This window comes from Bradyrhizobium sp. CCBAU 53421 (assembly GCF_015291625.1).
Lineage (GTDB): Bacteria > Pseudomonadota > Alphaproteobacteria > Rhizobiales > Xanthobacteraceae > Bradyrhizobium.
In genome coordinates, this window is the sequence record NZ_CP030047.1 from 4,344,185 (window position 1) to 4,356,183 (window position 11,999).

Genomic DNA, 11,999 nt, shown 5'->3' on the forward strand with positions numbered 1-11,999 from the left:
TGTCGCGGCGCAGGAGCGGAGGGTTACGCCTTCGGCTGACCCGCCCTAGGTCCGGATGCACCGAACATCAGTGAATGCCTGTGAACAGCCGGTTCCAGCGCACCGAGGACGGCCAGCGCCACACCTGCCAGGCCGGCGCGTCGTTGCCGATCGAGAAGAAGATCAGCTTGGCCTGTCCGATCAGGTTCTCGAACGGCACGTAACCGACCCCGCCGCGGGCAGGGGGAACGCGGCTGTCGGCCGAGTTGTCGCGGTTGTCGCCCATCGCGAAGAAATGCCCCGGCGGTACCACATAGACCTGCGTGTTGTCGTATTCGGAACGCTCGATGCGATCGAGCGTGTCGTAGCTGACCCCGTTCGGCAGGGTCTCGCGCCAGCGCTTGACGCGGACCGGACGCGGCCTCTCGTCGCGATCGACATAGTCGTCGACCCGCTCGCGCTTGACCGCGGTGCCGTTGATGTACAGCTGCCCGTCGATCATCTGAATGCGATCGCCGGGCAGGCCGATCACGCGCTTGATGAAATCGACGGAGTCGTCGCTCGGCAGCCGGAACACCACGACGTCACCCGGCTTGGGCTCGGAGCCGAAGATGCGGCCCGAGAACAGAGGCGGCGAGAAAGGCAGGGAGTAGTGCGTGTATCCGTAGCTGTACTTCGAGAGAAAAAGGTAGTCGCCGACCAGCAATGTCGATTCCATCGATTCCGACGGGATGTTGAAGGACTGGAACAGGAAGGTGCGGATCACCAGCGCGATGATCAGCGCCTGCACGGCGACGCGGAAGGTTTCCGTCCATCCGCCTTGCTGTCGTTCTTTCTCGGTCGACATGGTCTCCCGGGCTCCCGTTTCGCGCCCTGTAATCGGGGTATCATTTCGCGCAATGCGCGATCAGTCGCGCGACGAAGTCGCCGCAAGCCTCGAGCTGCGACATCTCGACGAATTCATCGGGCGTGTGCGCCTGTGCGATCGATCCGGGGCCGACCACGACGGACGGCACGTCCGCCATGCTGGTGAACAGGCTGGCCTCGGTGCCGAACGCGACCTTGGCGTGGTCGTTGCGGCCGGCAAGCTGCTTGGCGAGCGTGACGATGGCAGCGTCGGCTGCGGTGTCGAGCGCGGGATAGTCGAGGATCTCCTCGAAATCGATGCCGCATTCCGGATGCCGATTGCGCATTGCCGGCTCGATCTCGGCCTTCGCCCAGGCGACGATCGCGTCCGTCACCTCTCTGGACTCGGTGATGCCGATGCCGCGGCATTCGAATTCAACCACGCATTGGTCGGGCACGATGTTCAGCGCGGCGCCGCCGCGGACGATGCTGGTGAGCAGGGTCGAGTGCGGGACGTCGTAGAGGCTGTCGCGCTCGGCGTCCGCGGCCAGCAGCGCAGCACGGCGGCGGATTTCGGTGATCAGGTCTGCCGCGTATTCGATGGCGTTGACGCCGTCGGGCGCGATCGAGGAATGCCGGGCCAGTCCGCGGAACGTGGCGCGCACGCCGTGCTTGCCCTTGTGGCCGATGATCACCTGCATCTGGGTCGGCTCGCCGACAAAACAGCCGAGCGGCTTGATCGGCTTGCGCGCGACCTCGCGCAGCATCGGACGGACGCCGACGCAGCCGATCTCCTCGTCATAGGAGATCGCAAGATTGATCGGCGTCTTGAGCTCAGCCGCGAGCATTTCCGGAACCATCGCGAGGCAGACCGCGACAAAGCCCTTCATGTCGGTGGTGCCGCGACCGTACAGCCGCCCGTCGCGCTCGACCAGTTCGAACGGGTTGTGGCTCCAGTCCTGTCCCGCGACCGGCACGACGTCGGTATGTCCCGACAGCACGAGCCCGGCCTTGTCCGCGGGGCCGACCGTGACCCACAGCGAGGACTTCTGTCCGGTCTGATCGACGATGCGCTGGCCGCCGACGCCAAGCGAGCCGAGATAGCGATCGATATAGTCGATCAGGGGCAGGTTGCTGCGGTCGCTGATGGTGTCGAATGCGACGAGGTCGGCCAGGAGCTTGCGGATACGGTCGGGGCGTTGATTTTGCATGGCCTGTTCGTTTGCGAGGGATTGTGCAGGGAATTGCTGATGTGCCGGCAATCCTGCCAACAAAGTATAACAGCTGGTTTGCCTGCTGGGGCCAAGCAATATTCGGACCGTTGCCGGACGTTGTTGCGGGTCCACCTGCATCGCCCCATGTAGGGGCGGGAGATGGCCATGATCCAGCAACTGCGCATCTACGAAATCTTCGAAAACAACAAGGCCGCGTTCCACGCCCGGTTCCGCGATCACGCGGCGCGGATCATGACGGGGCGCTACGGTTTCAAATTCGCAAGCATGTGGGAAACGAAATTCGGTGACCGCACTGAATTCGTGTATCTGCTCGAATGGCCCGACGAGGCGACCAAGACCGCGCAATGGGCGGCCTTCATGGCCGATCCCGAATGGGCCGAGATCAAGCGGGTCACCCATGCCGAGCATGGCCCGATGGTCGGCCAGATCGAGGACCGGTTGCTGGCCCAGGTGGACTATTCGCCGGCGAGGGGGCGGAGCCTGTTGCTGGGGTAGGGTGCAGTAGCGCAAAGCTCGGACAGATCATGTCGCGAGAAGCGCGGGTGCATGGCGCGCAGCGAACCACAAATTCGATGTCGTCCCGGGCAAGCGAAGCGCGACCCGGGACCCATAACCACGAATGCCAATTGGTTTGCGAAGCTGGAGCCACAGTGCGCTCAACAGCGTAATCCTGTGGTTATGGGTCCCTGCTTTCGCAGGGACGACAGTGGTGATGTGGCGCCGTTATCGCGCCGTACGGACTGACAGGCCCGTCGAACGGAGAATGCCGTCGCTAGATCGGTTTGCCTGTATACGGCATCGACGCGGTGAGGCCGCCGTCGACCGGGATGGCCTGGCCATTGACGTAGGACGCCTCGTCGCTCGCCAGGAACAGTCCCATCGCGGCGAGCTCGTGCGGCTGGCCGGGACGCTTCAAGGGATTCAGCTGGCCGATCTTGTCCTGGGTGCCGCGCTCCTTGGCGCGATCGAACACCGGCTTGGTCATGCCGGTCTCGATCAGGCCCGGGCAGATCGCGTTGATGCGCACGCCGGTGCCGGAGAGCGAGTAGGCGGTGGTCTGGACCAGGCTGATGACGCCGGCCTTGCTCGCGCCGTAGGGATGTCCGCTGGCGCCGGACTTCAGGCCCGCGACCGAGGCGGTGCAGACGATCGAGCCTGAACCTTGCTTGGTCATGTGCGGGATCGAATGCTTGATGGCGAGGAAGGGGCCGATGAGATTGACGCGCAGCACTTCCTGCCAGTGTTCGACGGTCTGGTCGGCGAGCGGGACGAGGCCGCCGCTGACGCCGGCATTGGCCCAGATCGCATCGAGCTTGCCGTACTTCGAAACCGCCTTCTCGATGAAGGCCTTCACGTCGCTCTCCGAGCCGGCATCCGCGGTGACGGCTTCGACGGTGCCGCCGGCATCGCGCACCAGCTTGGCGGTCTCGTTCACGCCATCGCTGCGATCGACCGCGATCAGTTTCGCGCCTTCCTTGGTGAACAGCAGCGACGCCGCGCGGCCGATGCCGCTGCCTGCGCCGGTGATGATGACGGATTTTCCTTCGAGGCGGCCCATGATTCTCTCCCTGCTCGCATGGTCCGTGGCGCGTCTGCCGCGCGACGGAATTCAAACAAAATTTCAAACGTCCGAAGCACTTGAGACGATGTGCGGCGTGACGTACAGCGACGGGGGACAGTATTGAAGGGCTCATCCGATGTCCAATCCAGAGAAGCCTAACGTGACGGTGACGCGGTGGTGGTGGGTGCGTCATGCGCCGGTGCGCAGCGATGGCGGCAACATCTACGGGCAGGAGGATATCGACTGCGACACCGGCGATGTCGAAGTGTTCGAGGCGGTCGCCAAGATGCTGCCGCGCAACGCCGTGTGGTATTCGAGCAATCTGAAGCGCACGCACAAGACCGCGGAAGCGATCTGGGCCGCCGGTTTCCCAAAGCCTGCCAACATGACGCAGGAGCGCGACTTCGCCGAGCTGCATCTCGGCCGGTGGCAGGGCATGAACCGCGCCGCATTTCTCGCCAGCCGTCCGCCCGGCAATCTCTGGTTCGCTGACGTCAACGAGCCTGCGCCCGGCGGCGAGAGTTTCATGGATCTCTACACCCGCGTCTGCCGCACCATCGTGCGGATCACCGCAGCGGAGACCGGCAAGGACATCATTGCGGTCGGCCATGGCGGCGTGATCAGGGCCGCGGTCGGTCTGGCGCTTGGCGGCCAGCCGGATCGGGGTCTGTCGTTTGATATCGACAATGTCTCGGTGACGCGGCTCGATCACATCGCGGCGCCCAACGTGTCGACGTGGCGGTTGCCGATGGTGAACCAGCAGCCCTGGATCGCCGATCCCAGGCACGCCGCGATGCATCAGCCGTCCGGACCTGACGTCAGGCCGGCGAGCAAGCTTGCGTGATTGCTGCTATCGCAACGCCGAAACGCTGCCTAAGCTCAACACAGAATTCAAACGCCTTACATCAGGGAGAGAAACATGACCTTGTTCGACATGAAGGGAAAAGTCGCCGTCATCACCGGCTCGACGCGCGGCATCGGACGCGCCATCGCAGAGCGCATGGCCGAGCACGGCGCCAAGGTCGTGATCTCCTCGCGCAAGGCCGACGTCTGCGAGCAGGTGGCCGCGGAGATCAATGACAGCTACGGCAAGGGCACCGCGGTCGCGATCGCGGCCAACATCTCGTCGAAGGAAAACCTGCAGAACCTGGTCGACGAGAGCAACCGCGCCTTCGGCAAGATCGACGTGCTGGTCTGCAACGCGGCATCCAACCCTTACTACGGTCCGCTTGCCGGCATCTCCGACGATCAGTTCAGGAAAATCCTCGAGAACAACATCGTCGCCAACAACTGGCTGATCTCGATGGTGGTGCCGCAGATGATCGAGCGCAAGGACGGCTCGATCATCATCGTCTCCTCGATCGGCGGCCTGAAGGGTTCGACCATCCTCGGCGCCTATGCGATCTCCAAGGCTGCCGACATGCAGCTCGCGCGCAACCTCGCCTGCGAATACGGCAAGCACAACATCCGCGTGAACTGCATCGCGCCGGGCCTGATCAAGACCGACTTTGCGAAGGCGCTGTGGGACAACCCGGACAATCTGAAGGCTTCGACCGCGCGCTCGCCGCTGCTGCGGATCGGCGTGCCCGACGAGATCGCGGGCGCCGCCGTGTTCATGGGTTCGCGCGCCGGCGACTTCATGACCGGCCAAACCGTGGTGATCGACGGCGGCGCGACGATCAGCTGACGCCGGCGTTGGTGCGCAGAGCGCGCCACCGCTCGACTCGTCATCACCCGCGAAAGCGGGTGATCCAGTATTCCAGAGGCGGCTGTGCTTGAGCCGATGGGCCGCGCGGCGTACTGGATGCCCCGCATGCGCGGGGCATGACAGTGTTGGATGAGGAGGGAGGCGGGCTCGCCTCACTCCACCGCCGCATAGACGCCGTTGCGCACCAGCGAGCGGGTATATTCGCGCTGGCCCGGGCCCTGCATCATGAAGACCGCGATCAGGTCTTCGCTCGGATCGATCCAGAAGAACGTGCCGGCCATGCCACTCCAGAAGTACTGGCCGACCGAGCCGGAGAACGGCGCGATGCCTTGCTGCATGCGCACGGCGAAGCCGAGGCCGAAGCTGTGGCCGGGCGACACCAGCGTGCCCTGGACTTTGACGCCTGCGCCGAGGTGATCGGAGGCCATGAATTCGAGCGTCTTGCGGCCGATGATCCTGGTACCGTCGAGCGCGCCGCCATTGAGCAGCATCTGCGCGAAGCGGGCATAGTCCATCGTGGTCGACACCAGTCCGCCGCCGCCGGATTCCATCGCCGGCTTCTCCAGCATGTTGAACAGCTGCACCTTCTCATTGGTCCAGGGATCGTTGGCAAAGGCCTCGGCGAGCCGGCCGGCATTGGCTTCCGGCGTGTGGAAGGCAGTCTCGTTCATTTGCAGCGGCGAGAGGATGCGTTCGGTGAGGAATTCGCCGAGCGTCTTGCCGCTCACGACTTCGATGATGCGGCCGAGGATGTCGGTGGAGCGGCTGTAGTTCCACTCGGCGCCGGGCTGGCAGACCAGCGGCATCGCGGCGAGCATGGTGGCGTGCTCGGCATTGGTGATCTTGCGGCTGCGCAACCGCGACTGCTGGTAGAGCTGCTGCACCGGGCCGTTGCCGGTGTGGTCATACGTCAGGCCCGACGTGTGGCGCAGCAGGTCCTGGATCGTCATCTGCCGCGCGACCGGGACCAGCTCGAGCTTGCCGTTGTGCTCGACGCCGACCTTGGTCTCGGCGAATTCGGGGATGAACTTCGCGACGGGATCGTTGAGCAGGAAGTGGCCGTCCTCGAGCAGCTGCATGATGCCGACCGAGACGATCGGCTTGGTCATCGAGAAGATGCGGAAGATCGTGTCATGGGTCATTGGCGCGGCGGCCGCCGGGCTCTGCCGGCCGATGGCGTCGAACCAGCCGACCTGGCCGCGCCGCGCCACCAGCACCGTCACGCCGGGCACGGTTCCCTTGTCGACTTCGCGCTTGAAGGTGTCGGACAGTGCCTGCAGCCGCGCGGCCGACAGTCCGATCGATTCGGGCTTGGCGAGGGGGAAGGACGGGGTGATCTGGCTTGCGGCGTGCTTGGTGGCGGCCTGGGCGTTCATGGTCTCTCCCGGGTTCTTGATTCTTGCGGCGGAGTGCCGACGTGGCGTGATGGCCGAAGTCTGGCGCAGAAGTTTTGCAATGAACAGAAGCTTCACCGCTTCGCCCTTGCAAACCGGCCATGCCCTGTGCTTGAAACGGCGCGAACCGGCGGCGACGCAGGTTCCCTGCAGGAGTGTAGCTCAATTGGTAGAGCACCGGTCTCCAAAACCGGGGGTCGCAGGTTCGAGCCCTGCCACTCCTGCCAGCTTTTAATCAACAACTTGAATGCCTTGGCCGAGGTCCTGGACCCCGGCCATGATCGTTTTGACCTATTTGATCAGCGGGCAGCCGCCGTCCTTCAGCGGCCGGAATGCCTGGTCGCCGGGCACCTCGGCGAGCACCTTGTAGTAATCCCACGGCGCCTTGGATTCCTCGGGCTTCTTGACCTCGAACAGGAACATCGAGTGCACCATGCGGCCGTCCTCGCGAACCACGCCGTTGTCGGTGAAGGCGTCGCGAACCGGGGTCGCGCGCATCTTCGCCAGCACCGGCTTGGTCTCCTTGGTGCCGGCGGCCTTCACCGCGTTGAGGTAGTGCAGGGTGGCGCTGTAGGTCGCGGCCTGGTTCATGGTCGGCATCCGCTTCATGCGCTCGAAGAAGCGCTTGCCGAAGGCGCGGGTGCGGTCGTTGAGATCCCAGTAGTAGGCCTCGGTGATGATCAGGCCCTGCGCGAGCTTCAGCCCGAGGCTGTGGATGTCGGAAATGAACATCACGATGCCGGCGAGGTTCTGCCCGCCCGCGACGATGCCGAATTCGGCGGCCTGCTTGATCGCATTGATGGTGTCGCCGCCGCCATTGGCGAGGCCGACGATCTTGGCCTTCGACGACTGCGCCTGCAGCAGGAAGGATGAGAAGTCCGGCGTGTTGAGCGGGTGCCGGGCGCTGCCGAGCACCTTGCCGCCGGCGGCGCGGACCACGTCACCGGTATCGCGCTCGATCGAGTGGCCGAAAAGATAGTCGGCAGTGAGGAAGAACCAGGTGTCGCCGCCGTTCTTCACGATCGCGCTGCCGACGGTGTGGGCGTTGGCATAGGTGTCGTAGGTCCAGTGCAGCGTGTAGGGCGAGCAGGACTTGCCGGTGATGTCGGAGCTCGCTGCGTCCGTCACGATCATGATCTTCTCGAACTGCTTCGACATCTCCATGCCGGCAAGCGCGGTCGCCGAGGTCGGCATGTCGATGATCATGTCGACATTCTCGGCCTCGTACCATTTGCGGGTGATGGTGGCGGCGACGTCGGCCTTGTTGAGGGGATCGGCGGTGACGAGCTCGATCGGTTTGCCGAACATCGACCCGCCGAACTCCTCGATCGCCATCTTGGTGGCCTCGACGTTTCCGGCGCCGCCGATGTCCGAATAGACCGACTGGAAATCGGTCAGCACGCCGATCTTGAGCGGCGCCTGTTGCGCGAGCGCGGGCGCTGCCAGCGCGGCGGCGATCAGGCCGGCGGCGGACAGACTCGTGACGATGGATTTCATGGTGATGCGTCTCCCCGGGGTGTTCTTATCGGTTTGTCCGACAAAGCTAGATTTGCCCGGTTCCAGTGTCAATTCCGGCCGGAGAGGTGCGACAATCCGGCCGCGAATGGCCAATTTGACGCTCAAAACGACTTCGCCTATCCTTTGTCCGACAAACGACAATCGAGAGCCTGGGGGAGCTGAAGATGTCCGCCACGCCGCTGTTCCGGCGCATCGACGTCGCGCCGGCCTATCAGAAGGTCGCCGACGCGATCGAACGCGAGATCATCAACGGCCGGATCAAGCCGGGCGAGCCGATCGGCACCGAGCAGCAGCTGGTCGCGCAGTTCGGCGTCAACCGCTCGACGGTGCGCGAAGGCATTCGAGTGCTCGAGGAGGGCGGGTTGATCCGCCGCGATTCCAGCCGCCGCTTGCAGGCCTGCCTGCCACGCTACAACAAGCTCGCCACCCGGCTGTCCCGCGCGCTGATCCTGCATGAGGTGACGTTCCGCGAATTGTTCGAGACCTCGATGACGCTGGAGGTCGCAAGCGTCGAGGGTGCGGTTGAGCGCGCGAGCGAAGAGAACATCGCCGAGCTCGCCGGCAATCTCGAGCGCAGCGCTGATGTCGTCGGCAATCCCGCCGAGCTTGCCGAGCTCGACGCGGAATTCCACGTGCTGATGGCCAAGGCCTCGCAGAACCGCGTACTGCAGCTCGCCCGCGAGCCTGCGGCACAGCTGTTCTTTCCGACCACCGAGATGATCGTCGGCGGCGTGCCGGAGGGCGGCGCGCGCCTCGTCGAGGCGCATCGCCACATCCTCGATGCGATCAGGCGGCGCGACAAGGAGGCCGGCGTGCTGTGGACGCGGCGGCATCTGCAGGACTGGCGGCGCGGCTTCGAGAAGATCGCCTCGCTCGATCGCTCGGTCGAGCACACCTACATGGAACACGCCTACGCCGCGCGGCAGTAGCGACGGCAAGGCAAGAACGAGACAACGACAAAAAGCACATTCGGGAGGGACAAATGAGCGAAGACATCGCAGCAACCATCCAGCGCGCCCGCGAGCACAGCATCGGCGACCTGCTGCGCCGCTCGGCCAAGCGTTACCCCAACAAGACCGCGCTGATCTGCGGCGAGGTGCGCTGGACCTTCTTGGAGATGGACGCGATCTGCAATCGGGTCGGACGCGGCTTGCTCGCGCTTGGCGTTGCGAAGGGCGACCGCGTCGCGGTGCTGTCGCGCAACTCGCATGGCTTCGCCGCGCTGCGTTTCGCGGTGGCGCGGATCGGCGCGATCCTGGTGCCGATCAATTTCATGCTCAACCCGGACGAGATCAATTTCATCCTCGCCAATTCCGGCGCCAAGCTGCTCGCGGTCGGTCCCGATTTCGTCGAGACCGCGCACGCGGCGGCCGCCAAGGGCTCGGCGGTCGAAACCCTGATCTGGCTGCCGGGCGAGGATCCGGCCAGCGCCCCCGAGGGCATCACGACCTTCGACAGCCTGCTGCACGGCGACGCCTCGGCGCCGGATGCATCGGTCGACAGCCGCGATCCCGCGCAGATCATCTACACCAGCGGCACGGAGTCGCTGCCGAAGGGCGCGATCCTCACCCATGAAGCCGTGATGTGGCAGTATGTCAGCTGTATCATCGACGGCGGCATGGCGACCGACGACACCGTGCTGCACGCGCTGCCGCTGTATCATTGCGCGCAGCTCGACGTGTTCCTCGGGCCTGCGATCTATCTCGGCGCCACCAGCCTCATTACCGGCAAGCCGGTGCCCGATAACCTTCTGGCGCTGATCGCGGCCCACAAGATCAATTCGTTCTTCGCGCCGCCGACGATCTGGATCGCGATGCTGCGCTCGCTCGCCTTCGATCGCACCGACCTGTCGACCCTGCGCAAGGGCTATTACGGCGCCTCGATCATGCCGGTCGAGGTGCTGCTCGAATTGCAGCGCCGGCTGCCCGACGTGAAATTCTGGAATTTCTACGGCCAGACCGAAATCGCGCCGCTCGCCACCGTGCTGGCGCCGGAGGATCAGCTGCCGAAGGCGGGCTCGGCCGGCAAGCCCGCGATCAATGTCGAGACGCGGGTGGTCAAGCCGGACATGACCGACGTCGGGGTCGGGGAGGTCGGCGAGATCGTGCACCGCTCGCCGCATCTGTTGTCCGGCTATTACAACGATCCGGTCAAGACCGCGGCGGCGTTCGCCGGCGGCTGGTTTCACTCCGGCGATCTCGCGACCGTCGACGCCGACGGCTACATCACCGTGGTCGATCGCGTGAAGGACATGATCAAGAGCGGCGGCGAGAATGTCGCGAGCCGCGAGGTCGAGGAGATGATCTACCGGTTGCCTGCGGTGTCGGAGGTTGCGGTGGTCGGGCTGCCCGATCCGCGCTGGATCGAGGCGGTGACCGCGATTGTCGTGGTCAAGGCTGGTGCGAGCCTCGATGCCGACGCGGTGATTAAGCACTGCGCGGCGTCGATGGCCCATTTCAAGGTCCCGAAGCAGGTCATCTTCGTCGATGCCTTGCCGAAGAACCCGAGCGGCAAGTTGCTGAAGCGCGAGCTGCGCCAGCGTTACGTCGGCGGCGCCACCCTCGATCAAGCGGTCCAGAAGAGCTTTGCCGGGTGATCCGCCCGGCGGCTGCGGTAGACGGCCGAGGCAAGGGACCTCAGGCCGTCCGGCTAAGTGCTTGATTCAAGAGGCCCCGTTGCGGTCTGCCCGAGGGGTGGCCGGGGCGGGGCGCGACCCCACTGACCTTGACGTTTGGCCGGTCTCGCAGTAGATACGCGGCACTCGCAGCCGGCCCGCTTTGATCGCGGATATCCGGCGCGGCCTAATTCCCCGAACATTCGAGCTCGTTTATCGGCTCAACCTTCCAAACGAGGGCTGGGTCCGCAAGGTCGGCTGTTCGGATTCCTTGAAACGTTGCAATCGTCCGGAGACGGACGCGGATCTCACGATGGCTTTCAGCCCGTTCAAATTCCTGCAGGAAGTGCGCTCGGAGACCGCCAAGGTCACCTGGCCGACGCGCCGCGAGACGACCATCACCACCATCATGGTGTTCGTGATGGTGGCGCTGGCCTCGATCTTCTTCTTCGCCGCAGATCAGATCATCCGCTATCTGATTACCCTGATACTGGGCATCCACTGATGAGCATGGGAACTCAATTGATGGACAAGCGCTGGTACATCGTTCACGCCTATTCGAACTTCGAGAAGAAGGTTCAGGAATCGATCCGCGAGCAGGCCAAACAGCGCGGGCTGGAAGAGCTGTTCGAGCAGATTCTGGTGCCGACCGAGAAGGTCACCGAGGTGCGCCGCGGCCGCAAGATCGACGCCGAGCGCAAGTTCTTCCCGGGCTATGTGCTGGTGAAGATGAAGCTGACCGACGAGGCGTTCCATCTGATCAAGAACACCCCGAAGGTGACCGGCTTCCTTGGCGCGGAAAACAAGCCGATGCCGATTTCCGAAGCCGAGGCGATGCGGATCCTGCACCAGGTGCAGGAGGGCGTGGAGCGTCCGAAGGCGTCGGTGTCGTTCGAGATCGGCGAGAACGTGCGCGTGGCCGACGGCCCGTTCGCCTCGTTCTCCGGCGTGGTGGAAGAAATCGATGAGGCGCGCTCGCGCGTGAAGGTCGCGGTGTCGATCTTCGGCCGCGCGACCCCCGTGGAACTGGAATTCGGTCAGGTCGAAAAGGTGGTCTGACCGGACGGCGTGGGGTATATGCCCCGCGTCTAGTAGAGGCCGTGGGAGGGAGGAGGCGGTCGCCAGCCCCTTCGACCGAACCACG

The 11,999-nt window shown here is 64.5% G+C and carries 12 protein-coding genes and 1 tRNA gene; 8 read left to right on the forward strand and 5 right to left on the reverse strand.

Features of this window, described 5'->3' with window-relative positions; translation table 11 throughout:
* Positions 1–67: 67 nt before the first annotated feature.
* Together lepB and argE are read right to left on the reverse strand one after the other, a co-directional pair.
* Positions 68–826 (reverse strand): signal peptidase I, encoded by a 759-nt coding sequence (lepB, locus tag XH92_RS20615; protein ID WP_194460820.1) that lies wholly within the window; start codon positions 824–826, stop codon positions 68–70.
* A gap of 40 nt (positions 827–866) precedes the next feature.
* Positions 867–2,036 carry an acetylornithine deacetylase gene (argE, locus tag XH92_RS20620; RefSeq protein ID WP_194460821.1) on the reverse strand — a complete coding sequence of 390 codons (1,170 nt, stop codon included), beginning with the start codon at positions 2,034–2,036 and terminating at the stop codon, positions 867–869.
* 168 nt (positions 2,037–2,204) lie between these two features.
* Here argE and XH92_RS20625 point away from each other — a divergent pair, with 168 nt between their 5' ends.
* Complete coding sequence (locus XH92_RS20625) at positions 2,205–2,555, forward strand: NIPSNAP family protein (protein WP_194460822.1); 351 nt, start codon at positions 2,205–2,207, stop codon at positions 2,553–2,555.
* A gap of 277 nt (positions 2,556–2,832) precedes the next feature.
* On the opposite strand, the gene XH92_RS20630 is transcribed toward XH92_RS20625, so the two are convergent.
* Positions 2,833–3,618 carry an SDR family NAD(P)-dependent oxidoreductase gene (locus tag XH92_RS20630; RefSeq protein ID WP_194460823.1) on the reverse strand — a complete coding sequence of 262 codons (786 nt, stop codon included), beginning with the start codon at positions 3,616–3,618 and terminating at the stop codon, positions 2,833–2,835.
* A gap of 139 nt (positions 3,619–3,757) precedes the next feature.
* Between XH92_RS20630 and XH92_RS20635 the strand changes: the two genes are divergently transcribed.
* Together XH92_RS20635 and XH92_RS20640 are read left to right on the forward strand one after the other, a co-directional pair.
* Complete coding sequence (locus XH92_RS20635; protein WP_194460824.1) at positions 3,758–4,465, forward strand: histidine phosphatase family protein; 708 nt, start codon at positions 3,758–3,760, stop codon at positions 4,463–4,465.
* Between the two features lie 75 nt (positions 4,466–4,540).
* Positions 4,541–5,308 (forward strand): SDR family NAD(P)-dependent oxidoreductase, encoded by a 768-nt coding sequence (locus XH92_RS20640; RefSeq protein WP_194460825.1) that lies wholly within the window; start codon positions 4,541–4,543, stop codon positions 5,306–5,308.
* Positions 5,309–5,481: 173 nt separating this feature from the next.
* On the opposite strand, the gene XH92_RS20645 is transcribed toward XH92_RS20640, so the two are convergent.
* Entirely contained in the window at positions 5,482–6,705 is a 1,224-nt protein-coding gene (locus XH92_RS20645) for a serine hydrolase (RefSeq protein WP_194460826.1), read from the reverse strand.
* A gap of 169 nt (positions 6,706–6,874) precedes the next feature.
* On the opposite strand from XH92_RS20645, the gene XH92_RS20650 reads away from it, so the two are divergent.
* Positions 6,875–6,950, forward strand: a tRNA-Trp gene (locus tag XH92_RS20650).
* 64 nt (positions 6,951–7,014) lie between these two features.
* Here the strand turns inward: XH92_RS20650 and XH92_RS20655 are convergent.
* Positions 7,015–8,220, reverse strand: coding sequence for an ABC transporter substrate-binding protein (locus tag XH92_RS20655; RefSeq protein ID WP_194460827.1), 1,206 nt, complete (start codon positions 8,218–8,220; stop codon positions 7,015–7,017).
* A gap of 185 nt (positions 8,221–8,405) precedes the next feature.
* Between XH92_RS20655 and XH92_RS20660 the strand changes: the two genes are divergently transcribed.
* From XH92_RS20660 to nusG, 4 genes are all read left to right on the forward strand, one after another.
* Positions 8,406–9,170 carry a FadR/GntR family transcriptional regulator gene (locus XH92_RS20660; RefSeq protein WP_194460828.1) on the forward strand — a complete coding sequence of 255 codons (765 nt, stop codon included), beginning with the start codon at positions 8,406–8,408 and terminating at the stop codon, positions 9,168–9,170.
* A gap of 53 nt (positions 9,171–9,223) precedes the next feature.
* Positions 9,224–10,837 carry an acyl-CoA synthetase gene (locus tag XH92_RS20665; RefSeq protein ID WP_194460829.1) on the forward strand — a complete coding sequence of 538 codons (1,614 nt, stop codon included), beginning with the start codon at positions 9,224–9,226 and terminating at the stop codon, positions 10,835–10,837.
* A gap of 331 nt (positions 10,838–11,168) precedes the next feature.
* Positions 11,169–11,360 carry a preprotein translocase subunit SecE gene (secE, locus tag XH92_RS20670; RefSeq protein WP_016840554.1) on the forward strand — a complete coding sequence of 64 codons (192 nt, stop codon included), beginning with the start codon at positions 11,169–11,171 and terminating at the stop codon, positions 11,358–11,360.
* 20 nt (positions 11,361–11,380) lie between these two features.
* Positions 11,381–11,914 (forward strand): transcription termination/antitermination protein NusG, encoded by a 534-nt coding sequence (gene nusG / locus XH92_RS20675; protein WP_021081670.1) that lies wholly within the window; start codon positions 11,381–11,383, stop codon positions 11,912–11,914.
* Positions 11,915–11,999 lie beyond the last annotated feature (85 nt).